The 21,639-nt window shown below is 68.3% G+C and carries 21 protein-coding genes and 1 riboswitch; of the genes, 10 read left to right on the top strand and 11 right to left on the bottom strand.

The window, feature by feature from the left end; translation table 11 throughout:
* Positions 1–6: 6 nt before the first annotated feature.
* Positions 7–576 carry a flavodoxin family protein gene (locus tag EZ216_RS11765; RefSeq protein WP_135249962.1) on the bottom strand — a complete coding sequence of 190 codons (570 nt, stop codon included), beginning with the start codon at positions 574–576 and terminating at the stop codon, positions 7–9.
* Positions 577–605: 29 nt separating this feature from the next.
* Positions 606–1,928: a D-amino acid dehydrogenase gene (locus tag EZ216_RS11760; RefSeq protein WP_135249961.1), complete on the bottom strand. Its 1,323-nt coding sequence runs from the start codon at positions 1,926–1,928 to the stop codon at positions 606–608.
* 73 nt (positions 1,929–2,001) lie between these two features.
* Between EZ216_RS11760 and EZ216_RS11755 the strand changes: the two genes are divergently transcribed.
* Complete coding sequence (locus EZ216_RS11755) at positions 2,002–2,913, top strand: LysR family transcriptional regulator ArgP (protein WP_135249960.1); 912 nt, start codon at positions 2,002–2,004, stop codon at positions 2,911–2,913.
* Between the two features lie 10 nt (positions 2,914–2,923).
* The gene (locus tag EZ216_RS11750; RefSeq protein WP_135249959.1) at positions 2,924–3,541 is read left to right on the top strand and encodes a TetR/AcrR family transcriptional regulator; all 618 of its coding nucleotides are present in this window, start codon (positions 2,924–2,926) and stop codon (positions 3,539–3,541) included.
* Here EZ216_RS11750 and EZ216_RS11745 read toward each other — a convergent pair.
* On the bottom strand, positions 3,528–4,349 hold the full coding sequence (locus tag EZ216_RS11745; RefSeq protein WP_135249958.1) for a metallophosphoesterase: 822 nt from the start codon (positions 4,347–4,349) through the stop codon (positions 3,528–3,530). The two genes, EZ216_RS11750 and EZ216_RS11745, sit on opposite strands and share 14 nt — an antisense overlap.
* Before the next feature lie 200 nt (positions 4,350–4,549).
* Here EZ216_RS11745 and EZ216_RS21365 point away from each other — a divergent pair, with 200 nt between their 5' ends.
* A complete protein-coding gene (locus EZ216_RS21365; RefSeq protein ID WP_167772881.1) occupies positions 4,550–4,723 on the top strand; it encodes a hypothetical protein in 174 nt (57 codons plus the stop codon).
* A 9-nt stretch (positions 4,724–4,732) separates the two neighbouring features.
* Here the strand turns inward: EZ216_RS21365 and EZ216_RS11740 are convergent, their stop codons facing one another.
* The gene (locus EZ216_RS11740; protein ID WP_135249957.1) at positions 4,733–5,692 is read right to left on the bottom strand and encodes a LysR family transcriptional regulator; all 960 of its coding nucleotides are present in this window, start codon (positions 5,690–5,692) and stop codon (positions 4,733–4,735) included.
* 114 nt (positions 5,693–5,806) lie between these two features.
* Between EZ216_RS11740 and EZ216_RS11735 the strand changes: the two genes are divergently transcribed.
* The 3 genes from EZ216_RS11735 to EZ216_RS21980 are packed head-to-tail and all read left to right on the top strand — an operon-like array spanning position 5,807 to position 6,524.
* Positions 5,807–6,247 carry a hypothetical protein gene (locus EZ216_RS11735; RefSeq protein ID WP_135249956.1) on the top strand — a complete coding sequence of 147 codons (441 nt, stop codon included), beginning with the start codon at positions 5,807–5,809 and terminating at the stop codon, positions 6,245–6,247.
* Between the two features lie 5 nt (positions 6,248–6,252).
* Entirely contained in the window at positions 6,253–6,396 is a 144-nt protein-coding gene (locus EZ216_RS21360; protein ID WP_167772880.1) for a hypothetical protein, read from the top strand.
* Between the two features lie 2 nt (positions 6,397–6,398).
* Entirely contained in the window at positions 6,399–6,524 is a 126-nt protein-coding gene (locus EZ216_RS21980) for a hypothetical protein (protein ID WP_275405144.1), read from the top strand.
* A gap of 86 nt (positions 6,525–6,610) precedes the next feature.
* Here EZ216_RS21980 and EZ216_RS11730 read toward each other — a convergent pair whose 3' ends face one another.
* From EZ216_RS11730 to EZ216_RS11720, 4 genes are all read right to left on the bottom strand, one after another.
* Entirely contained in the window at positions 6,611–8,464 is a 1,854-nt protein-coding gene (locus tag EZ216_RS11730) for a phosphoenolpyruvate carboxykinase (GTP) (RefSeq protein WP_135249955.1), read from the bottom strand.
* Positions 8,465–8,783: 319 nt separating this feature from the next.
* Positions 8,784–8,936 carry a hypothetical protein gene (locus EZ216_RS21355; RefSeq protein ID WP_167772879.1) on the bottom strand — a complete coding sequence of 51 codons (153 nt, stop codon included), beginning with the start codon at positions 8,934–8,936 and terminating at the stop codon, positions 8,784–8,786.
* Positions 8,937–8,992: 56 nt separating this feature from the next.
* Positions 8,993–9,397: a PaaI family thioesterase gene (locus tag EZ216_RS11725; RefSeq protein WP_135249954.1), complete on the bottom strand. Its 405-nt coding sequence runs from the start codon at positions 9,395–9,397 to the stop codon at positions 8,993–8,995.
* Positions 9,398–9,421: 24 nt separating this feature from the next.
* On the bottom strand, positions 9,422–10,621 hold the full coding sequence (locus EZ216_RS11720; RefSeq protein WP_135249953.1) for a threonine ammonia-lyase: 1,200 nt from the start codon (positions 10,619–10,621) through the stop codon (positions 9,422–9,424).
* 125 nt (positions 10,622–10,746) lie between these two features.
* Between EZ216_RS11720 and EZ216_RS11715 the strand changes: the two genes are divergently transcribed.
* Entirely contained in the window at positions 10,747–13,047 is a 2,301-nt protein-coding gene (locus EZ216_RS11715; RefSeq protein WP_135249952.1) for an ATP-binding protein, read from the top strand.
* A 7-nt stretch (positions 13,048–13,054) separates the two neighbouring features.
* Here EZ216_RS11715 and recQ read toward each other — a convergent pair whose 3' ends face one another.
* A complete protein-coding gene (gene recQ, locus EZ216_RS11710; protein ID WP_135249951.1) occupies positions 13,055–14,905 on the bottom strand; it encodes a DNA helicase RecQ in 1,851 nt (616 codons plus the stop codon).
* Positions 14,906–14,966: 61 nt separating this feature from the next.
* Between recQ and EZ216_RS11705 the strand changes: the two genes are divergently transcribed.
* The 3 genes from EZ216_RS11705 to EZ216_RS11695 all read left to right on the top strand — a co-directional run bounded on the left by EZ216_RS11705 (position 14,967) and on the right by EZ216_RS11695 (position 19,927).
* On the top strand, positions 14,967–16,013 hold the full coding sequence (locus EZ216_RS11705) for a homocysteine S-methyltransferase family protein (RefSeq protein ID WP_135249950.1): 1,047 nt from the start codon (positions 14,967–14,969) through the stop codon (positions 16,011–16,013).
* Positions 16,014–16,059: 46 nt separating this feature from the next.
* Positions 16,060–16,131: riboswitch (S-adenosyl-L-homocysteine riboswitch) on the top strand.
* A 13-nt stretch (positions 16,132–16,144) separates the two neighbouring features.
* Entirely contained in the window at positions 16,145–18,883 is a 2,739-nt protein-coding gene (gene metH / locus EZ216_RS11700) for a methionine synthase (RefSeq protein WP_135249949.1), read from the top strand.
* 81 nt (positions 18,884–18,964) lie between these two features.
* Positions 18,965–19,927: a YihY/virulence factor BrkB family protein gene (locus tag EZ216_RS11695; protein ID WP_135249948.1), complete on the top strand. Its 963-nt coding sequence runs from the start codon at positions 18,965–18,967 to the stop codon at positions 19,925–19,927.
* A gap of 55 nt (positions 19,928–19,982) precedes the next feature.
* On the opposite strand, the gene EZ216_RS11690 is transcribed toward EZ216_RS11695, so the two are convergent.
* Both EZ216_RS11690 and EZ216_RS11685 read right to left on the bottom strand, forming a co-directional pair.
* Positions 19,983–20,819 (bottom strand): T6SS immunity protein Tli4 family protein, encoded by an 837-nt coding sequence (locus EZ216_RS11690; protein ID WP_135249947.1) that lies wholly within the window; start codon positions 20,817–20,819, stop codon positions 19,983–19,985.
* A 250-nt stretch (positions 20,820–21,069) separates the two neighbouring features.
* Complete coding sequence (locus EZ216_RS11685) at positions 21,070–21,537, bottom strand: lysozyme inhibitor LprI family protein (RefSeq protein WP_135249946.1); 468 nt, start codon at positions 21,535–21,537, stop codon at positions 21,070–21,072.
* Between the last annotated feature and the right edge of the window lie 102 nt (positions 21,538–21,639).

Below are 21,639 nucleotides of genomic sequence, written 5' to 3'. Positions count from 1 at the left end.
GCCCGCTCACTTCGCCAGGAAACTGAGCGCGGCTTCGCAGGCCGCTTCGTCGTTGGCCACGGCGCCCGGCGCGCCGCCCTTGCCCCACAGCTCGCCGCCCCAGCGCATGCCCATGAATTCGGCGCAAAGGCGGATCGAATCGATGCTGGGTTGCGCCTTGGGGCGGTCGCCGCTGGTGGTCACCAGGCGCAGGCTCTTGGCGGCCATGCGCGCCTTGAAGTCCAGGCCCGGCACGCGCAGGAAGGCGCTCCAGTGGTCGATGAAGGCCTTCAGCGGCGCGGGGATGCTGTACCAGTAGACCGGCGAGACGAACACGATGTCGGTGGCAGCCAGCATGGCGTCGAGCAGGCGGCGCAGGTCGCCTTCGGGCATGGGGTACTCGCCCACCGTATGGCGGCGGTCCACGAAGGGCGGCACCGGCATCGCGGGCACGGAGAGCCAGGTCTGTTCGACCTCGGGGGCCAGCGACTGCGCGGCGCGGCGCGCCAGCCATTCGGTGTTGCCGGTGATGCCGGGATCGCGCGTGGACGCGGCGAGGAAAAGGAAATGCGGGGAAGTCGCGGAAGAGGCGGTCATGGGCCGCGATGCTAGCGGCACCGCCGCCGTCAGGCCGCCGAGGGTCGCAAGGCCGGTTGCTCGCCGAAGCCGTGGAAGCCGAACTCGATGCGAGGCTGCTCGCCGCTGATCAGCGCCGCCATCGCCTTGCCCGAGCCCGCGCCGTGCGTCCACCCCAGCGTGCCGTGGCCGGCGTTGACCCACAGCCGGCCGACGCGGGTGCGGCCGATGAAGGGGATGTTGGTCGGTGTCGCGGGGCGCAGGCCGGTCCAGAAGCGCGGGTTGCCGCCTTCGGCTTCGCTGCGCGTGTCGCACACGCCGGGCATCACCTGCTCGATGCGCTCGGCCAGCATGCGGCAGCGCGCCTGCGCCACCGGCGTGTCCAGCCGCAGGTCGTAGCCGCCCAGCTCGATGGTGCCGGCCACGCGCAATTCATCGCCCAGGCGCGACATGGCGCACTTCACCTCGTCGTCGATGGTGCTCACGCTGGGAGCGAGTTCCGGCTTCAGGATTCTGAAGGTCGCGCTGTAGCCCTTGCCGGGGTAGATCGGCAGGTCCACGCCCACGGTGCGCAGCAGCGGCGCGCTGTATGAACCGCATGCCACCACCACCGCGTCGGCTTCGATGCGGCGCGCCACGCCGGTGGCCCGGTCGCGCACCTGCGCGGCACGCACTTCGCCGCCCACCTTTTCCAGTCGCACGATGTCATGGCCGAAGAGGAACTGGGCACCGTGCTTGGCGGCACGGGCGGCCAGTTGCTCGGTGAACACGCGCGCATCGCCGCTTTCGTCGCTGGGCGTGTAGGTGCCGCCGACGATGCGGTGCGCGAAGGGGCGGAAGGCCGGCTCGATGGCCAGCAGCTCGTCGCGCGAGACCACTCGGCGGTTGACGCCGTACTGCTGCATCAGCCGGGCGCCCACCTCCGCGTCGGCCATCGCGGCTTCGTCGGTGTAGTAGTGGGCGATGCCGCGCTCCAGGCGGTGGTATTCGATGCCGGTGGCGCGCACCACGTCCTTCAGCGCCGCGTGGCTGTACGAGCCCAGCGCCACCAGCTGGCGCACGTTGCGCTCGAACGCGGCGTCGTTGCACTGGGCCAGGAACTGCAGGCCCCAGCGCCATTGCTGCCAGTCCAGCTGCGGGCGGAACAGCAGCGGTGCGTCGTTGCGGAACATCCACTTGAGCACCTTGCCGGGCGCGTGCTTGTTGGCCCAGGGCTCGCAGTAGCTGACCGAGATCTGGGCCGCGTTGGCGAAGCTGGTTTCGCGGGCCGCCGCGTCCTGCCGGTCGACGACGGTCACGTCGTGGCCGCGTTCGAGGAGGTGCCAGGCGGTGCTGGTGCCGATGATGCCGGCGCCGAGGACGAGGACGTTCATGCAGCCAGTTTGGGAGAAGTTGCCGCCTGCATCAAGGAAACTTAAACTGACAGCAAAACCATCAGAGGAACTTATGAGCGCCTACGACCCCGCCGCGCTGGAATGCCTGGCCGCCATCGTCGAGGAGGGCGGCTTCGAGCGGGCGGCGCGGCGGTTGTCGATCACGCAGTCGGCCGTCTCGCAGAGGCTGCGCGCGCTCGAGGCGCAGGTGGGCACGGTGCTGATCGTTCGCAGCCGGCCGCTCAAGCCCACGGCCGCGGGCCAGCTGCTGCTCAAGCACACCAAGCAGCTGAGGCTGCTGCGCGCCGACCTGGAGCGCGACCTGCGCGACCTGGCGCCCAGTTCCACCGGCGGCATGCGTGAGGACGAGCGCGTGGCCATCGCGGTGAACGCCGACAGCATCGCGACGTGGGCGCTGCCGGCGCTGGGCACGCTGGCCAAGCAGGGCTTGCCGATGGAGCTCATCACCGACGACCAGGACTTCACCCACGAGTGGCTGCGCGAAGGGCAGGTGCTGGGTTGCGTCACCACGCTGAAGCAGGCCCTGCGGGGGTGCAAGGTGGTGGGCCTGGGCGCGATGGACTACATCGCCGTCGCCAGTCCCCAATGGAAGCCGGCGCAGGGCACGGGACTCACCGCGCACAACTTCCGCGACGTGCCTTTCGTCTCGTTCAACCGCAAGGACGACATGCAGAGCGAGTTCATCGCCAAGGCCTTTGGCCTGCGGCGCGTGTCGCTGCGGCAGCTGTTCGTGCCCAGCTCCGAAGGCCAGGTGCGCGCGGTGTTGGCCGGCTGGGGCGTCAGCGTGGTGCCGGAGCTGCTGGTGCGCGGCCTGATGGAGCAGGGCCAGCTGGTGGACGCGCTGCCCGGGCAACGCCTGCCCATCGAGCTGTACTGGCACTGCTGGAACCTGCAGTCGGAAGTGCTGGACGCGCTGACGCAGGCGCTGGTGAGCACTGCTTCACAGGCTCTGGCCCAGCATTAGAATTTTCCGCATGAACAGCACCGTGGCCGCCCGGCCTTCGTTCAAGGAGCAGATGCTGGCCGCGCGCGAAGAGGCCATCATCCAGAACGTCAACCGGCTGCTGGCCGAAAAAGGCTTCGACGCCATGACGGTGGACGAGGTCGCGGCAGCGGTGGGCATCGCCAAGGCCAGCCTCTACAAGCATTTCCAGAGCAAGGAGGACCTGGCCGCCGCGGCCATGGTGCGCGTGATGACGCGCGCGCAGGAATTCCTGGACGGCATCGACGCCGCGCTGCCGCCGCTCGACAAGCTCAAGGCCGTGGTGCGCTGGATGCTGCAGGCGCAGCTGGCCGGCCAGATGCCTTCGCTGCCCAGCCAGAACTCCTCGCTGCGCTCCGCGCTCATGGGCCACCGCGGCTACATCGACGCGCTGGTGCGCGTCAGCGACCGGCTGGGCGAGTGGATCGAAGCGGCGCAGCGTGCCGGCGCGCTGAACGCTTCGTTGCCGCCGCTGGGCGTGCTGTACACGCTCTATGCGCGCGCCTGCGATCCCGTGGTCGAATTCCTCAAGGGTGCCGGGCAGCACACCGACGAGCAGATCGTCGCGCTGGTGCTGACGACCTGCTTCGACGGGCTCAGCGCCCGCTGACGCGCGGCACTTCCACCAGCAGGTGCGGCAGGAAGACGTCCTGCTCGCCCTTCCTCGCATAGCCCAGGGGATTCGCCACCACGCGCGTGGACCCGATCACGTAGTCGTTCGGGCAGTGCAGGTGGCCATGCACCCACAGATCGGCCAGCGGCACCAGCTCGTCCAGCGAATTGCAGAAACCCGCGGTGCCGGGCGTGAGGCCGTAGCGCGGGTCGGCGCTGCGCAGCGAAGGCGCGAAGTGCGTCACCGCGACCGTCGGCCCGTCGAAGGGCTGTGCCAAAGCCGGCTTCAGCCACGCTTCGCATTCCAGGCCCAGCTCGCGCCATTGTTCGGCCAGCAGCGGTTGCCCGCGCCGCGTCGCGGCGGTCTTCGTCAGATAGAAGTCGGCGGCGCGGAAAGCCTTCTCGCGCTGCTTCAGTGCCCGCGTGGTATCGGGCGCCTGCACAGCCAGCGCATCGAAGTCGGCCCACAGCGTGGTGCCCACGAAGCGCACGCCATCGATGACCAGCGTCTCGCGTTCCAGCCAGGTGATGCCCAGCCGGTCGCAGGTTTCGCGCAGCCGCGCGTGCGCTTCGTCCCAGTCGAGCCCGTCGTACTCGTGGTTGCCGGGCACGAACAGCACCGGCACCGGCCAGCCGTGCCGGGGCGAAAACCTTCCCAGGCCGAAATCGCTGTCGGGCAACTTGCTGCCGGGCTGGTACGAGCCGACGTCGCCGGCCAGCACCAGCAGGTCGGCGCCGGGTGCGGGCGAGAACTGTTGCTCGGGCTGGGTTTCTAGGTGCAGGTCGGACAGCAGCTGGAACTTCACCCCGCCATTGTCAGGCGGGCCTTGGCCAGGTGGCGCTGCGTCACGTCGGTCCGGCCCTTGCGGCGGATGGCTCATGCCGGTCGCAACAGCACCCATGCACATCCGGCATGAAGAGATGGCCGGGTTAGAGTGGAATTCCTAGGGTTAACCCCTATCCTTCAAGAACCGATCCAACAACGCACCCACGAGGTGCCTCAACCATGTTCTCGCTGATCAATGCCATCGCCCGCCTGCTGAGCCAGCCCGCCGCCCCCGGCGCGGACGCGCCTGTGCGCGAACTGTTCGAAACCGCCGGTGCCCGCGCCGGCCACGACCTGAGCGAAGCCCGCGCCCTGCGCGCCGCCGCCCAGGCGTACATGCGCGTGGTTCGCTGAGCCAACGGCTCAGTAGCGCTCGATCTCAAAGGCCTTCTGCGCGGCGGCCGCAACCGCCAGCCGCAGCCACGCATGCTCGCTGCGGTGCCCCTGGCGGTGATGCCAGAGCGAGTCGACGTGCACCCGCTGCACCTCGAAGGGCAGGTCGCGGAACACCAGTTCATCGGCCATGCCGGTCGCGCTGATGAAGTGCCGCGGCAGCACGGTGAGCAGGTCCGAAGTGGCCACCACCCGGCCGGCGGTGAAAAACTGGTTGACGGTCAGCACGATGCGCCGCTGCCGCCCCTGGGCGGCCAGCGACTCGTCGATGAAGCCGTAGGGCCGGCCGGAGAAGCTCACCAGCAGGTGATGGGCGGCGCAGAACGCGTCCAGCGTGAGCGGCTGGTTGGCCAGCGGATGCCCGCTGCGCATCACGCACACGTAGTAGCCCTCGTACAACCGCTGGTGGTCGAAAGGCGCGACGTTGCCGGCCTGCGAGCGCGCCGTGAGGTCGGCCAGCACGGCCGGGAAGAAGCCGACCGCCAGGTCGATCGCACCTTCGTCCAGCAGGCGACGGGGGTCGCGGGTGGTCAGCGGCAGCACCCGCATGGAGACGCCCGGCGCGTCGCGCTCGATGATCTCCACCAGGCCAGGCATCAGCTTGGCGGCGGTCGCATCCGCCATCGCCAGCACGAACGTGGTGTTCGCTTTCGAAGCGACGAACTGGCCCGGCGAGAGCGCCGCTTCCAGCTGCCGGAGCGAGTCGCTGACGGACGGCCAGAGCTCCAGCGCGCGGGGGGTCGGTTCCACGCCGTAGCCGCTGCGCACCACCAGCCGGTCGCCCAGGGTGTCGCGCAGCCGGTTCAGCGCATTGCTGACCGCCGGCTGGGTCATGGACAGGTTCCTGGCGGCGCGGGTGAGGTTGCGCTCGGCCATCACGGCATCGAAGACGCGCAACAAATTCAGGTCGAAGGTGCGGAAATTCGGCATGACTATCTTTATCTTGAATGATAGTCATCACCACTCTTGATTTGGAAAATATCAGGTCAAACCCTAATCTAACGCCTGTGCCCGGGCGTCCGGGCTTCAGAAGGAGAGAAAAACATGACCAGCTTCGTTCACGTCGAACAGCCCACCCAGCACCCCGGCGTCGCCCGCATCGGCCGCGCCGTCTCTGCCCTGCATGACATCGGCCGCGAATTCGACGGCAACCGCGGCGCCGCCACCCTGCTGCTGGCTGCCATCGTTTCCGCGCTACTCGTGGTCGCCAACCAGGTGGTCGACACCTGGTCCGAAGGCCACCTGCTGGCCGCCTGGATCGTGATGTGGACCCTGGCCTTCGCCGCGCTGGCGCTGCTGGCCGCGCCGGCCCGCCGTGCCGCCACCGCGCTGCGCGCCTACTGGGCCGAAGCCGCCGTCGCCCGCCGCCAGGCTCGTGAAGACCGCCGCCTGTGGGAAGTCGCGCTGAGCGACGCCCGCGTGATGGCCGACTTGAGCCGCGCCATGTCGGCCGACGCTTCGCGCGACCTGCGCGCCTACTACTGATCGCGATGCTGCTGCTCTCGGCGCTGAGGAACCTGCTGGCGGTGCTGCCAGCGCCGCTGCGCGCCCGGCTCGACGCCGCGGCGCGGCGGGATGCGGAGCGCCGGGCCGAAAGGCGCCGGCAGCGGTTGCTGGCCGGCGCGCGGCACTGAACTTGAAGGGCCCGACCGTCGGCGCGTCGATCTGCTTCTACGCCATCGACAACGCCGCGGCGGACCGCAAGGGTGCCAAGGTCGCGGCGCAGGCGGGCTCCACCCGTACGCTGTGCCTGCGCCCATGATCACGGTCCCCAACACGGACTGAATCCGCGATCCACCAAAGAAAGAGCCGCCCTCGGGCGGCTCTTTCTTTGGTGCGGCGTTGAACTCAGGCGGCCAGCCGCTTCTCGATCGTGGCCTTGGTCTCCGTCAGTTCCGGCGGCAGGTGGTAGGCCAGCTGCTTGAACAGTTCGGCGTGCAGTTCCAGCTCCTTCTGCCAGGCGGCCTTGTCGATGCTGGTGACCGACTTGAACTGGTCGCGCGAGAAGTCCAGGCCCGTCCAGTTGAGTTCCTCATACGCCGGGCTCACGCCGAAGACGTGCTCGTCGCCCCTGGCCTGGCCTTCGATGCGGTCGATCATCCACTTGAGCACGCGCATGTTCTCGCCGTAGCCGGGCCAGACGAACTTGCCGTCTTCGCCCTTGCGGAACCAGTTGGTCGTGTAGATCTTCGGCAACTTCGCGCCGGACGCCTGCAGGCTCGAACCCAGCTTCAGCCAGTGCTGGAAGTAGTCGGCCATGTTGTAGCCCGTGAAGGGCAGCATGGCGAACGGGTCGCGGCGCACCACGCCCTGCTGGCCGAACGCCGCGGCGGTGGTCTCGGAGCCCATGGTGGCGGCCATGTACACGCCTTCCACCCAGTTGCGCGCCTCGGTCACCAGCGGCACGGTGGTGGAGCGGCGGCCGCCGAAGATGAACGCGTCGATGGCCACGCCCTTGGGGTCGTCCCAGGCTTCGTCCAGCGCGGGGTTGTTGGTGGCGGCCACGGTGAAGCGCGCGTTGGGGTGCGCGGCCTTGGCGCCGCTTTCCTTGGCGAGTTCCGGCGTCCAGTCCTTGCCCTGCCAGTCGATGGCGTGCTTCGGCGCCGGTCCCATGCCTTCCCACCACACGTCGCCGTCGTCGGTCAGCGCGACGTTCGTGAAGATCACGTCGCGGTCCAGGCTGTCCATGCAGTTGGGGTTGGTGTCGTGGTTGGTGCCCGGGGCCACGCCGAAGTAGCCCGCTTCCGGGTTGATGGCGTACAGGCGACCGTCCTGGCCCGGCTTGATCCAGGCGATGTCGTCGCCGATGGTGGTGACCTTCCAGCCTTCGAAACCCTTGGGCGGGATCAGCATCGCGAAGTTGGTCTTGCCGCACGCCGAAGGGAACGCGGCGGCCACGTGGTACTTCTTGCCTTGCGGGTTGGTCACGCCCAGGATCAGCATGTGCTCGGCCAGCCAGCCTTCGTCGCGGCCCATGGTGGAAGCGATGCGCAGCGCGAAGCACTTCTTGCCCAGCAGCGCGTTGCCGCCGTAACCGGAGCCGTACGACCAGATCTCGCGCGTTTCGGGGTAGTGGACGATGTACTTGGTCTTGTTGCAGGGCCAGGACGTCTCGTCCTTCTCGCCCGGCTGCAGCGGCGCGCCGACGGTGTGCACGCAGGGCACGAACTCGCCTTCCACGCCCAGCACGTCGTAGACGGCCTTGCCCATGCGGGTCATGATGCGCATGTTCACCGCCACGTACGGGCTGTCGGACAGCTCGATGCCGATGTGGGCGATGGGCGAGCCCAGCGGGCCCATGGAGAACGGCACCACGTACATGGTGCGGCCTTTCATGCAGCCGTCGAACAGCGGCTGCAGCGTGGCGCGCATCTGCGCGGGATCCATCCAGTTGTTGGTCGGGCCGGCGTCTTCCTTCTTCGCCGAGCAGATGAAGGTGCGGTCTTCGACGCGCGCGACGTCGCTGGGGTCGGACCAGGCGAGGTAGGAATTGGGACGCTTGGCGGGATCCAGCCGCTTGAAGGTGCCCGCGTCCACCAGCTGCTGGCACAGGCGGTCGTATTCCTCCTGGCTGCCGTCGCACCAATAGACGGATTCGGGCTTGCACAGGGCGACCATGTCGGCCACCCAGGCGATCAGCTTGGCGTTGCGCACGTAAGGGGGCGCCTTCACGTTCAGCCCCTGCATCACCGGTGAGTTCATCGAAAAAGCTCCTGAAACAAAGAAACCTGGTTTCAGAAAGGAGCTCTGCAGCGGGGGCCGAGCGCGCCTTTTTGAAACCGGGCTTGGCTCAGTCGGCGTGGGCGCGTCCGTCAGGGGCGGCAGGGTCGCTGCATGTCCGCTTTTCGCGCCGGGGGTCGGCTGGAACAAAAGATTCTAGGGAGCCTGAACTGATCTGGGCTCCAGGCACACGGCGATTCCATGCAAAACAGGCATGACCTTATGCGCACGAATTTCTGAGTCAGCCAAAAGCAAACAGCCCGGCAGAGCCGGGCTGTTTTGGATGGGTTCGGGGACCCGTTCAGGCCATGTACACGGCGATGAATGCCAGCAGGAACATCAGCACGCCGCCGACGATGGGCAGGACGAGGGGGATGACGGGGACGACGCCTTCCACGGGGTCGTGCGGCTCGTGGGCTTCGCCGTGGGTGTGGCGGGGTTCGGTGCTGGCCATGATGGGTCGGTTCCTGGGGAAGCGCCGATTCTAGCGGGCGCGCCGGGGCGCGATTCCTACAGCAGGGCGTAGGTGGTGCTGGCGCGGCAGACACTCTTGCCGTCCTGCGCGCCGCGGATGTCGATCTCGCCGAAAGCCAGCGCCTTGCCCGCGCGGATGATGCGGGCCTGCACCAGCCCGTCCTGCGCCGACAGCGGCTTGAGGAAAGCCGTGTTCAGCTGCACCGTGGTGCAGGGCCGGAACTCGCCGAAGTGGTTGATCAGCGCCAGCACCATCGCGGTGTCGGCCGCGGCCATCATGGCCTGCCCGCACAGCATGCCGCCCACGCGCGACAGCTGGTCGCTTTGCGGCAGGCGCAGCGTCACGCTCTCGGCATCGAAGGATTCAGCGCGCAGGTTCAGCGCCTGCACCCAGGGCGCGAAGTACTCGGGAAGGGCGGCTTGCAGCTGGTCGAGCGTCATGGGCCGCGATCATACGAAGGTGCGCTACTGCCGCTCCGCCTGGAAGCCCGCATTGCGCAACGCCGCGAGCACCGCCTCAATGTGGTCCGGCCCGCGGGTCTGGATCACCAGCTCGATCTCCACGTTCTGCGCCGCCAGCATGGTGAAGGCGCGCTGGTGGTGGACTTCGTTCACGTTGGCGCCGGCTTCGGCCACCGTGGCGGTGATGCGCGCCAGCGAGCCCGGCACGTCGCGCGCGCTGACGCGGATGCGCGCCAGGCGCCCCGCGCGCACCATGCCGCGCTCGATGATGGCCGCCAGCAGCAGCGGGTCGATGTTGCCGCCGCCCAGCACCAGCCCGACGGTGCGTCCCTTGAAATGCTCCGGGTGCTTCAGCATCGCCGCCAGCCCGGCGGCGCCCGCGCCTTCCACCAGGGTCTTCTCGATCTCCAGCAGCAGCACGATGGCGTGCTCGATGTCGCCTTCGTCCACCAGCACGATGTCGTCGACGCAGCGCTGGATGATCTCGCGCGGCACCTGGCCCGGCGTGCCCACCGCGATGCCTTCCGCGATGGTCGACAGGCCCTGCGGCAGCTGCGCGCCCTTGACGGCGTTGTACATGTTGGGAAAGCGCAGCGTCTGCACGCCGATCACCTGCATCGAAGGCCGCAGCGCCTTGGCCGCCAGCGCCATGCCCGCGATGAGGCCACCGCCGCCCACCGACACCACCAGCGTGTCGAGCTCGGGCACGTCGGCCAGCATCTCCAGCGCGGCGGTACCCTGGCCGGCCACGATGGTTTCGTCGTCGTACGGATGCACGAAGACCAGCTTCTCGCGCTCGGCCAGCGCCAGCGCATGCGAACGCGCCTCGTCCAGCGTGTCGCCGTGCAGCACCACCTCGGCGCCGAAGCTGCGCGTGCGCTCCACCTTCACGCCGGGCGTGAAGCGCGGCATGACGATGACGGCGCGGATGCCCAGCCGCTGCGCGTGGTAGGCCACGCCCTGCGCGTGGTTACCCGCGCTCATCGCGACGACGCCGCGCGCACGCTCTTCCGCGCTCAGCTGGGTCAGCTTGTTGCAGGCGCCGCGCTCCTTGAAGGATGCGGTGAACTGGAGGTTTTCGAACTTGAGGAAGACGCGGGCGCCGGTCAGCTGTGAGAGGGTTTGCGATTCCACGCACGGCGTGCGTAGCACCTGGCCCTGCACGCGGTCGGCGGCGGCGCGGATGTCGGCGAGTTGCAGCATGGCCCCATTGTCGTGCGAGTGCAGGTGGGCCGAGTGGCCATAACTTCTCACCACAGGGCATCAAGCCGGGTTATCGTTGCGCCGCGGGTCCACCTCACCACCGGGCCCGGCAGGAGGCCGCACCCATGGTCAAGCGTTCGGTCGATGCGCAGGCGCTCCCCTCGCCGGGACTGAAGGAAGCGCCCGTGCTGGACCTGATGTGCTCGCATTTCGTGCTGACGCTCGCGGCCAAGCAGGGCGGCAAGTTCAACGTGCGGCGCGACCTGAACGGGCTGCTGTCGCTGGCCGGCCGCCACCTCGTGTGGCCGGCGCCGGCGCTGGTCCGGCTGCGTGAGTTCCTGGGCCGCCGCTGCAAGGACAACGAGTTCTGGCGCGGCCACGAGCAGCTCGCCACGAATGAGTTTCTGGAGCGCCACGGCGTGTGGCGCGGCCCGTACGAGGAAGGCACGCTCTTCTTCTACCTGGACGAGTACGCCAAGGACCAGCCCAAGGACCTGCTGTCCGTGCTCACCGTCACCGGCGAGTGGCTGACGCATGCGCTGAAGAAGCAATCGACGCTGGTCGAGAAGAACATCGACGCGCTCTCGGGGCTGCTGCAGCTGAACAAGGCCGAACGGGCGCTGCTGCTGTACGGCACGTTGGCGCGCTACCAGCGCGATCTGCGCAGCATCCTCGTCGAGTTCAAGGTCAACAACGCGCCGGAAGCGTACGCCGCCATCGCCGATATCGCGGGCGTCAACGCGGCCGACGTGGGCGAGGCGCTTCGCGCGGGCTCGCGGCTGGAGCGCATCGGCCTGGTGGAGAACCTGATCTCCGAGCACAACATCACCGACCTGGCCGACCTGATGAAGGTCAGCGAGAAACTGCCGCCGGTGCTGATGCGCGAGTACCGCGACCAGAGCGAGCTGATGGCGGTGTTCACCCGCCCGTGCGCGAAGAGCGGGCTCTCAGTGTCCGATTTCGAGTTCGTGGAAGAAGACGCCCAGGTGCTGCGCGCGCTGTTGCGCAACGCGGTCGCGCGCAAGGAGCCTGGCGTCAACGTGCTGCTTTACGGCCCGCCCGGCACCGGCAAGACGGAACTGGCCAAGGTGGTGGCGCAGGCCGCGGGGCTGGAACTGTTCGAGGTGGAGTACGCCGACCGCGACGGCAATTCGCTCAGCGGCCGCGACCGCTACCGCTCGCTGCAGATCGCGCAGGTGTTCCTGAAGGGCAGCGCGCAGGCCGCGCTGCTGTTCGACGAAGTGGAAGACGTGTTCCCGCCCATCAGCTCCGAGGCCGCGCAGATCATTGCGCGTGCCGAGCAGGTGGCGGCACCGGCCAGCGGCAGCGTCAGTGGCAAGGCCTGGGTGAACCAGATTCTGGAATCCAACCCGGTGCCCACGATCTGGGTGACCAATCGCATCGAGCAGATCGATCCCGCTTTCCGCCGCCGGTTCGCCTACCACCTGGAGCTGAAGTCGCCGCCGCCCGGCGCGCGCGAAGGCCTGGTGCGCAAGACGCTGGAAGGCGTGCAGGTGTCCGACAAGTTCGTCGCCAAGCTCACCGGGCGCAAGGGCCTGACGCCTGCGCAGATCCGCACGGCGGTGCGCTTCGCCGGACTGGCCGTGACGGAAACCGCCTCGGCCGAAAGCCTGATCGAACGCCAGCTGCGCAATGCCGACCTTGCGCTGGGCAACGCGGCTGCGACCGCGCAGCGTCCCCCCGTCACCACCTGGGACCTGGGCATGCTCAACGTCGAAAGCCGCTTCGAAGTGCCGCGCATCGTGCAGGCGCTGCAGGCGCGCGGCCACGGCACGCTGTGCTTCTACGGCCCGCCGGGCACCGGCAAGACCGCGCTGGCCGAACACATCGCGCGCAGCCTGGACCGGCCGCTGCTGATCAAGCAGGCCAGCGACCTCATGAGCAAGTTCGTCGGCGAGACCGAGCAGAACATGGCCGCGATGTTCCGCGAGGCCGAAACCGAAAAGGCCGTGCTGCTGCTGGACGAGGCCGACAGCTTCCTGCAGGACCGCCGCGGCGCGCAACGCACCTACGAGGTGACCGAAGTCAACGAGATGCTGCAGGGCATGGAGCGCTTCGCCGGCATCTTCGTGTGCACCACCAACCTGCTGGACCGCATCGACCAGGCGGCGCTGCGGCGCTTCACTTTCAAGATCCGCTTCAAGCCGCTGACCATGGCCCAACGCGAGACCATGTTCACGACGGAGGCGTTGCGCGGCGATGCGCCGGCGCTGACGCCGGACATCCGTTCACGGCTGGCGAAGCTGGACCAGCTGTGCCCCGGCGACTTCGCCGCGGTGAAGCGGCAGGTGGACATCCTGGGCGCGGGCGACTTCGCGCCCTTGGAATTCCTGGAGCAGCTGGAAGCCGAGCACCGCATCAAGCCGGAAGTGCGCGAAGCGCGGCCGATGGGGTTCACGCACTAGCGGCGCCTCAAACGGTGCCCAGCACCCGGATCACTTCCTCGCCGTACGCCTCCAGCTTTCGCGCCCCGATCCCGCTGATGCCCTGAAGGTCCTCGACCGACCCCGGCGCCAGCGCCGCGATGGCCGCCAGCGTTGCGTCGTGGAAGATCACATAGGCCGGCAGGTTGTGCGACTTCGCCACTTCGCTGCGCCAGGCCTTCAGCGCCGTGAAGCGCGCCTGGCCGGCATCGGTGAGCCCCGCGGCCACCGCCGGCGGCGCGCCGGAACGCTCGCGCTTCCTGCGCCCGCCCGACGACTGCGCCACCGACTCGCGCAGCGTGACCGGCTGCTCGCCGCGCAGCACCGCGCGCGAGCCTTCCGTCAGCCGCAGCGTGTTGAACGCCTCCGCGTCCACCGAGAGCGCGCCGATGGCGATGAGCTGGCGCATCACGCCGCGCAGCTGTTGTTCGCTGTACTCCGCGCCCAGCCCGAAGGTGGACACCTGCTCGTGGCGGAACTGCGCCACCTTGTCGGTCTTTTTCCCGCGCAGGATGTCCATCACGTGGCCGGCGCCGAAGCTGATGCCGCTCATCTGCTGCACGCGGTAGACGGTGGACAGCAGCTTGCGCGCCGCTTCCGTGCCGTCCCACACGTTGGGTGGCGACAGGCAGTTGTCGCAGTTGCCGCACGGCTGCGACGGCTCGCCGAAGTAGGCCAGCAGCCGCACGCGGCGGCAGTCGGTGGATTCGGCCAGCGTCAGCAGCGCGTCCAGCTTGCCGCGCATCACCTGCTTGAACTCTTCGCCGGCGGGGCTTTCGTCGATCATGCGGCGCTGGTTCACCACGTCCTGCAGGCCGTACAGCATCCAGGCCTGCGAGGGCTGCCCGTCGCGGCCGGCGCGGCCGGTCTCCTGGTAGTAGCCCTCGATGTTCTTGGGCATGTCCAGGTGGGCGACGAAGCGCACGTCCGGCTTGTCGATGCCCATGCCGAAGGCGATGGTGGCCACCATCACCACGCCGTCGTCGCGCAGGAAGCGGTCCTGGTGGCGCTGGCGCATCTCCGCGTCCAGCCCCGCGTGGTAGGGCAGGGCGTCCAGCCCGTGCGAGCACAGCATCTGCGCCGTTTCCTCCACGCGCTTGCGCGACTGGCAATACACGATGCCCGCGTCGCCTTCGTGCTCGGATTCGATGAAGCGCAGCAGCTGCGCCGACGGGTCCTTCTTCTCCGCGATGCGGTAACGGATGTTGGGCCGATCGAAGCTGCTGACGAATTGCCGCGCTTCCTGCAGCTGCAGCCTCTCGACGATGTCTTCGCGCGTCAGCGCGTCCGCGGTGGCGGTCAGCGCTATGCGCGGCACCTTCGGGTAGCGCTCGTGCAGCACCGCCAGCTCGCGGTACTCGGGCCGGAAGTCGTGGCCCCACTGGCTGACGCAATGCGCCTCGTCGATGGCGAAGAGCGACAGCCGCCCGTTCTCCTGCAGCCGGTCCAGCTGCGAGAGGAACCGCGGCGTGGTCACGCGTTCCGGCGCGGCGTAAAGCAGCGTCAGCTCGCCGCGCATCAGCTTGCGCTCGATGTCCTGCGCCTCTTCGTACGAGAGCGACGAATTCAGGAAAGCCGCCGCCACGCCCGCTTCGTGCAGGGCGCCCACCTGGTCGTGCATCAGCGCGATGAGGGGCGAGACGACGATGGTGACGCCCTTGCCATCGCCCTGCCGCGCGATGGCCGGGATCTGGTAGCACAGCGACTTGCCGCCGCCGGTGGGCATGAGCACCAGCGCGTCGCCGCCGGCGATGACGGCCTGGACGATGTCGGCCTGGTGGCCGCGGAAGGCTTCGTAGCCGAAGACCTGCTGGAGGATGGAAAGCGCGCTGCTGGACACGATTGGGCCGATTGTCCCCGTTCATTCGGGCCTAACCCGTACTTCCTACAATCACGGGACCATGAAAGCCCCCGTGTACACCCGAGGCCAGAACCTGCCCGCGTTGCTGGAGCAGCGCATCCTCCTGCTGGATGGCGCGATGGGCACCATGATCCAGCGGTTCAAGCTCACCGAGGCCGATTTCCGCGGCGAGCGGTTCAAGGACCACGGCAAGGACCTGAAGAACAACGGCGAGCTGCTGGTTCTGACCCGGCCGTCGGTCATCCGCGACATCCACGAGAGCTTTCTCGCGGCGGGCGCCGACATCATCGAGACCAACACCTTCGGCGCCAACGCGCTGGCGCAGGACGACTACGGCCTGGCCGAAATCTCGCGCGAGCTGAACGTCGAAGCCGCCCGCATCGCGCGCCAGAGCGCCGACAAGTTCAGCACGCCCGACAAGCCGCGCTTCGTCGCCGGCGCGCTGGGCCCGACCCCGCGCACGGCCAGCATCAGCCCCGACGTCAACGACCCCGGCGCGCGCAACGTCGACTTCGAGCAGCTGCGCGCCGCTTACTACGAGCAGGTGGAAGGCCTGGTGGAGGGCGGCGTCGACCTGCTGCTGGTGGAAACCATCTTCGACACGCTCAACGCCAAGGCGGCACTGTTCGCCATCGACGAGTATTTCGCCGACAGCGGCCAGCGCCTGCCCCTCGTCATCAGCGGCACGGTCACCGACGCTTCCGGCCGCATCCTCAGCGGCCAGACCGTCACCGCGTTCTGGTACAGCGTGCGCCACGCGCAGCCGCTGGCCGTGGGCCTGAACTGCGCGCTGGGCGCGGCGCTGATGCGCCCCTACATCCAGGAACTGGCCAAGGCCGCGCCGGACACCTTCATCAGCTGCTACCCCAACGCCGGCCTGCCCAACCCGATGGCCGAGACCGGCTTCGACGAGACGCCCGACGTCACCTCGCGCCTGCTGCGCGAGTTCGCGGCGGAGGGGCTGGTGAACATCGTGGGCGGCTGCTGCGGCACCACGCCGGAACACATCGCGGCCATCGGCCAGGCGGTGTCGCCGCTGCCGGCGCGCAGCCGCCAGCGCGAGTTCTTCTACAAGGAAGCGGCCTGAGCGGGGTCGCTGCGCCTCTGCGGCGGCAGGCCCGCTAAAATCAGCCCCTGCCAAGGAGCGTTGCAGCGGGCCCGTCGCCCGTCAGGCTTGGCGAGATCCGCAACGACGCTCACCTCGATGTCGCAACGAAGGTGAGCCGCATGTCTTCCTCCCCCCAAGTTCCCCCGCTGAAGCTGTCCGGCCTGGAGCCGGCGGCCATCGGTCCGGGCAGCCTGTTCGTCAACGTCGGCGAGCGCACCAACGTCACCGGCTCCAAGGCCTTTGCCCGCATGATCCTGGCCGGGCAGTTCGAAGAGGCGCTGGCCGTCGCGCGCCAGCAGGTGGAGAACGGCGCCCAGGTCATTGACGTGAACATGGACGAAGCCATGCTGGACAGCAAGGCTTCGATGGTGCGCTTCCTCAACCTCATCGCCAGCGAGCCGGACATCGCCCGCGTGCCGGTGATGGTGGACAGCTCCAAGTGGGACGTGATCGAGGCCGGCCTGCGCTGCCTGCAGGGCAAGGGCATCGTCAACTCCATCTCGATGAAGGAAGGCGAAGCCGAGTTCCGCCGGCAGGCCACGCTGGTCCGGCGCTATGGCGCCGCCGCGGTGGTGATGGCTTTCGACGAGAAGGGCCAGGCCGACAGCTACGAACGCAAGATCGAGATCTGCGAGCGGGCCTACCGCATCCTGGTGGACGAAGTCGGCTTCCCGCCCGAGGACATCATCTTCGACCCCAACATCTTCGCCATCGCGACGGGCATCGAGGAGCACAACAACTACGCCGTGGACTTCATCGAAGCCACGCGCTGGATCAAGCAGAACCTGCCGGGCGCCAAGGTGTCGGGCGGCGTTTCGAACGTCAGCTTCTCGTTCCGCGGCAACGACCCCGTGCGCGAAGCCATCCACACCGTGTTCCTGTACCACGCCATCAAGGCCGGCATGGACATGGGCATCGTCAACGCCGGCATGGTGGGCGTGTACGACGACGTCGAGCCGCAGCTGCGCGAGCGCGTGGAAGACGTGGTGCTCAACCGCCGCCCCGACGCCGGCGAGCGCCTGGTGGAGATCGCCGAGCAGGCCAAGGGCGCGGCCAAGGACGAAGGCAAGAAGAACGAATGGCGCGGGCTGCCGGTGGAGCAGCGCCTGGCGCACGCGCTGGTGCACGGCATCACCGACCACATCGTTCCCGACACCGAGGAGATGTACCGCAAGATCATCGCGCAGGAGGGTGGCCGCCCGCTGCACGTGATCGAAGGCCCGCTGATGGACGGCATGAACATCGTGGGCGACCTGTTCGGCGCCGGCAAGATGTTCCTGCCGCAGGTGGTGAAGTCGGCGCGCGTGATGAAGCAGGCCGTGGCCCACCTCATTCCCTACATCGAGGAAGAGAAGAAGCAGCAGGAAGCGGCGGGCGAGGACGTGCGCGCCAAGGGCAAGATCGTCATCGCCACCGTCAAGGGCGACGTGCACGACATCGGCAAGAACATCGTCACGGTGGTCCTGCAGTGCAACAACTTCGAGGTCGTGAACATGGGCGTGATGGTCCCGTGCCACGAGATCCTCGCGCGCGCCAAGGTCGAAGGCGCGGACATCGTCGGCCTGTCCGGACTGATCACGCCTTCGCTGGAAGAGATGCAGTACGTCGCCAGCGAGATGCAGAAGGACGAGCACTTCCGCGTGAAGAAGATCCCGCTCTTGATCGGCGGCGCCACCACCAGCCGCGTGCACACGGCGGTGAAGATCGCGCCGCACTACGAGGGCCCGGTGGTGTACGTACCAGACGCTTCGCGCAGCGTGGGCGTGGCGACCAACCTGCTCTCGGAGCAGGCGGCGAAGTTCATCTCGGACGTCGAGACCGACTACGAGAAGGTGCGCCAGCTTCACGCCAGCAAGAAGCAGGTGCCGCTGTGGCCGCTGGCCAAGGCGCGCGCCAACAAGACGCCGCTGGACTGGACGTCGTACACGCCGCCCAAGCCCAAGTTCATCGGCCGCCGCGTGTTCCGCAACTTCGACCTGGCGGAACTGGTGAAGTACATCGACTGGGGCCCGTTCTTCCAGACCTGGGACCTGGCCGGCCCGTTCCCGGCCATCCTGAAGGACGAAGTCGTCGGCAGCGAAGCGGTGCGCGTGCTGTCCGACGGCCAGCGCATGCTCAAGCGCCTGGTGGAAGGCCGCTGGCTCACCGCCAACGCGGTCATGGGCATCTGGCCGGCCAACACGGTGAACGACGACGACATCGAGCTGTACACCGACGAGTCGCGCTCGCAGGTGGCCATGACCTGGTACGGCCTGCGGCAGCAGACCGAGAAGCAGGCGGTGGACGGCGTCATGCGGCCCAGCCGCTCACTGGCCGACTTCGTGGCGCCGCGCGGCGCGGGCAACGACTACGTGGGCGCCTTCGCGGTCACGGCGGGCATCGGCGCCGACGTGAAGGAGCAGTATTTCCTCAAGGACCACGACGACTACTCGGCCATCATGCTCAAGGCGCTGGCCGACCGCCTGGCCGAAGCCTTCGCCGAATGCCTGCACCAGCGCGTGCGCACCGACCTGTGGGGCTACGCGGCCGGCGAGCAGCTGTCCAACGAGGAAATGATCGCGGAGAAGTACCAGGGCATCCGCCCCGCGCCCGGCTATCCGGCCTGCCCGGACCACAGCGTGAAGGGCGACCTGTTCCGGCTGCTGCAGGCGCAGGAGATCGGCATGGACCTCACCGAAAGCCTGGCGATGACGCCCGCGGCCAGCGTCAGCGGCTTCTACCTGAGCCACCCTCAAGCCAAGTACTTCAACGTCGGGCGCATCGGCACCGACCAGCTTCACGACCAGGCGCAGCGCCGCGGCGCGGACGAGTCACAGCTGGAGAGGCTGCTGGCGCCCAACCTGTCGTAGGGGTCCGCGTCGGCGCAGTCCCACCGCGGTTGCCATGCGCGACCGATAAGCGCGCAGGCGGCGGTGCGCGACGCTGCGCCCATGGCAGGGGCAAACCGGGTTCAAGTCACCGAACGGCTGCAGCGCGTGGCACAGCCGGCGCGGCCGCTGTACCGCGCGGCCATGCTGTGGCGCGATGCCGGGGGCATGCGCATGAGCGCCGCGATGTCGTTCTACGGCATCCTCAGTCTCGCGCCGCTGCTGCTGGTGATGGTGGCCGTGCTGGGCTGGTGGCTCGACCGGCAGATGCTGGCCGACACGCTGGTCTCGCAGATCGGTGGCCTGGTGGGCGCCCAGGGCGCCGCGGTGATCCAGCAGGCGCTGGACAGTGCCAGGCAGCCCGGTGAAGGCATCGTCGCCACGCTGGCCGGCTTCGGCGTGCTGCTGTTCGGCGCGACGGGCGTGTTCGGTGAACTGCAGGAGGCTTTCGCGCGCGTGTGGGCCGATGGGGGTCCCGCGCCCAAACCGGGTTGGCGGCACACCGCGTCGCTGCGCCTCCGCGGCGTGGCGTACATCCTGGCTTTCGGCTTCCTGCTGCTGGTGTCGCTGGTGGTGTCCACGCTGCTGTCGGTGTTCTCCGGCTGGCTCGGCGGTTGGGCGCTGCTGGCGGTGGCGGGCAAGCTGCTGAACGAGGCGGTGTCGCTGGGCCTGTGCACGGCGCTGTTCGTGTCGCTGATGCGCCTGTCCGCGGGCCACAAGCCCGGCATGCGCTACCTGGTGCTGGGCGGCGTGGTGGGCGCGGTGCTGTTCGGCGTGGGACGGCAGCTGCTGTCGATCTACCTGTCGAAGGCGGCGGTGGTCTCGGCGTACGGCGCGGCAGGGTCGCTGGTCGTGCTGCTGATGTGGATCTATTTCTCTTCGGCCGTGCTGCTGTTCGCCGCGGCTTGCGCGAAGGCGACCGAAGAAGCGCGGCGCGCCGGGGGCGCACCCAAGGTGCCCTTGCGGCCCAACGGCTACCCGCACCTGCGCGCCGTCGGCGGCACGCGGCACTCGCGGTACCACTGAGTCAGTTTGCGGCGTCCATCCGACGGGGCAAGCACATCGTCGGCGAAATCCGTTGTCAGCTGCTCGCGACGCGCAGGGAATCGAGCACCTCGTTCCAGATGGCGTTCTTGGCGTCGTCCTGCGCCAGGTCGCTCTCCATCTCGATGGACATCTTCGGGTGGTCGGCGGACCTGGCCATTCCCGCGTACGTCCAAAGGAAGTAGAGCTGGCGGCTGTTTCCCTCGGCATGACGGAGGATCAGCTCCTCGCCTTTCAGCCCGGCCACCGTGCGGGATCGGTATTTCTGTGCGACGAGGCTGCCCCGCAATCCCTCACCGGCCAGGGCCAGGGAGTCAGAGAGCCGATCCATGAGGCTCGGCCTCTTTTGCTGCTGGCTCAACGTCTTGGTGGTGATCGCCAGCTCGAGTCCGAGCGGATGTCCCGCGAAGCAAGCCCGAGCCTCCTCCTTGAACTTCATGGGCAGGTCGACGCGGCCATGGTTCAGGTAGAACCAGTCTTTGCCCGCCACCGGCCACCGTTCCTGCGGCTGCGCAGGCCGATAGGCCTGGGCCATCCCGGTCAGGCGCGCGGCCCACTCGCTCTCGCGATCCAGGTCCCCGTCGATCTGCATCCACACGTCGACGGGCCCGCTGCGCAGCAGCGCGCCCCAGGAGACGAGCTTCGGGTTGTCGTCCTCGTGGAAAAGCACGCCATGCAGGCCAGGGCCCAGTTCCCGCCGGGCTCGAATCTCTCCCTGCAGGTCCGAGGGGATTTCACGTCTCTTCCTGAGTGCCTCGATCCGGGCCAGCCGCTCGCTCCATACGCGCTGCCGGGCCTCGGCGTCGGGCTCCTTCCAGAAGGACTCTTCCAGGGAAACGTACTGGAGCGAGAAGGCGCTGGCCTTGCGGGCCATGGAGGCGGGAACATCCAGGCAGAAGCGGCCGACGCATTGGCGGACAAAAGGCTCTGCCGGCTGCGGCCTGGGCGGAAGGTCCTGGCGCGCAGCGGTCCCCGCGGCGTTGCGGGGAGGCGGCGTGTTGAAAGTGCTCCAGCCATGGGCGAGAGCCGGCGCGAACGTCAGGCCGCATGCGCCCGCGAGAAGAGAACGTCGATGCACAGGGGAGGGGTTCATGGAATCCCGGCAGGTGAGGTCGCCACGCGAGCTATTCGCGCATGTCCTGAATCCGGCGCTCGGTGTGTTTGACCAGGCATCCGTAGTGTTCGACGGGCCAGATCGAGCCGGATTCCTCGCGAGGTCCGGCTTCATACAGGCATGCCGCGTCCCGAAATGCCAGCCAGGCGCGCTGCGCATCGCGAAACCTGGTTCGCGTCGCAGGGTGCCGAAGCATCGGCAGCTTGGCCCGGTAGAGACGATTCAGTTCCTTGTCGACCTCTTCGAATCGCGCGGCGGCACACACGTTCATCGCCAGCTGATTGACGTTGCAGTCGCGCCGGCCCGCCGCTGGTTGTGCGTGCACGGGCACACTTGCCGACAGGCCCAGGAGAAGCACCGCGAACGAGGTCCATCCGGACGGTCGATCGCCTGGCGGACGGCCACCGCAGCGAAGTGTGCGAGATGCAGTGCCGTCAATGACGGCGGCGACCCCAAGGTATTTCCGTTCAGCTCCCATGGGGCGGTTCTATGATGGCTTCCGTCTTCGCGCCATCCTGCGCGGACAGTACCGCGACAGAGTCGCCAGCGACTGCCTTTCCCACGCCTTTGTTCCAGTGAT

The organism is Ramlibacter humi, from assembly GCF_004681975.1.
In the GTDB taxonomy this organism is placed as follows: domain Bacteria; phylum Pseudomonadota; class Gammaproteobacteria; order Burkholderiales; family Burkholderiaceae_C; genus Ramlibacter; species Ramlibacter humi.
Note: the sequence above shows the minus strand (reverse complement) of the source record. Positions and strands in the feature narration are given on the sequence as shown.

What these genes read in the sequence shown, in the direction of transcription:
- EZ216_RS11765 (WP_135249962.1), bottom strand. Translation starts at nt 576, where the DNA reads ATGACCGCCTCTTCCGCGACTTCCCCGCATTTCCTTTTCCTCGCCGCG.
- EZ216_RS11760 (WP_135249961.1), bottom strand. Translation starts at nt 1,928, where the DNA reads ATGAACGTCCTCGTCCTCGGCGCCGGCATCATCGGCACCAGCACCGCC.
- EZ216_RS11755 (WP_135249960.1), top strand. Translation starts at nt 2,002, where the DNA reads ATGAGCGCCTACGACCCCGCCGCGCTGGAATGCCTGGCCGCCATCGTC.
- EZ216_RS11750 (WP_135249959.1), top strand. Translation starts at nt 2,924, where the DNA reads ATGAACAGCACCGTGGCCGCCCGGCCTTCGTTCAAGGAGCAGATGCTG.
- EZ216_RS21365 (WP_167772881.1), top strand. Translation starts at nt 4,550, where the DNA reads ATGTTCTCGCTGATCAATGCCATCGCCCGCCTGCTGAGCCAGCCCGCC.
- EZ216_RS11740 (WP_135249957.1), bottom strand. Translation starts at nt 5,692, where the DNA reads ATGCCGAATTTCCGCACCTTCGACCTGAATTTGTTGCGCGTCTTCGAT.
- EZ216_RS11735 (WP_135249956.1), top strand. Translation starts at nt 5,807, where the DNA reads ATGACCAGCTTCGTTCACGTCGAACAGCCCACCCAGCACCCCGGCGTC.
- EZ216_RS21360 (WP_167772880.1), top strand. Translation starts at nt 6,253, where the DNA reads ATGCTGCTGCTCTCGGCGCTGAGGAACCTGCTGGCGGTGCTGCCAGCG.
- EZ216_RS11730 (WP_135249955.1), bottom strand. Translation starts at nt 8,464, where the DNA reads ATGAACTCACCGGTGATGCAGGGGCTGAACGTGAAGGCGCCCCCTTAC.
- EZ216_RS21355 (WP_167772879.1), bottom strand. Translation starts at nt 8,936, where the DNA reads ATGGCCAGCACCGAACCCCGCCACACCCACGGCGAAGCCCACGAGCCG.
- EZ216_RS11725 (WP_135249954.1), bottom strand. Translation starts at nt 9,397, where the DNA reads ATGACGCTCGACCAGCTGCAAGCCGCCCTTCCCGAGTACTTCGCGCCC.
- EZ216_RS11720 (WP_135249953.1), bottom strand. Translation starts at nt 10,621, where the DNA reads ATGCTGCAACTCGCCGACATCCGCGCCGCCGCCGACCGCGTGCAGGGC.
- EZ216_RS11715 (WP_135249952.1), top strand. Translation starts at nt 10,747, where the DNA reads ATGGTCAAGCGTTCGGTCGATGCGCAGGCGCTCCCCTCGCCGGGACTG.
- EZ216_RS11705 (WP_135249950.1), top strand. Translation starts at nt 14,967, where the DNA reads ATGAAAGCCCCCGTGTACACCCGAGGCCAGAACCTGCCCGCGTTGCTG.
- EZ216_RS11695 (WP_135249948.1), top strand. Translation starts at nt 18,965, where the DNA reads ATGGCAGGGGCAAACCGGGTTCAAGTCACCGAACGGCTGCAGCGCGTG.
- EZ216_RS11690 (WP_135249947.1), bottom strand. Translation starts at nt 20,819, where the DNA reads ATGGCCCGCAAGGCCAGCGCCTTCTCGCTCCAGTACGTTTCCCTGGAA.
- EZ216_RS11685 (WP_135249946.1), bottom strand. Translation starts at nt 21,537, where the DNA reads ATGGGAGCTGAACGGAAATACCTTGGGGTCGCCGCCGTCATTGACGGC.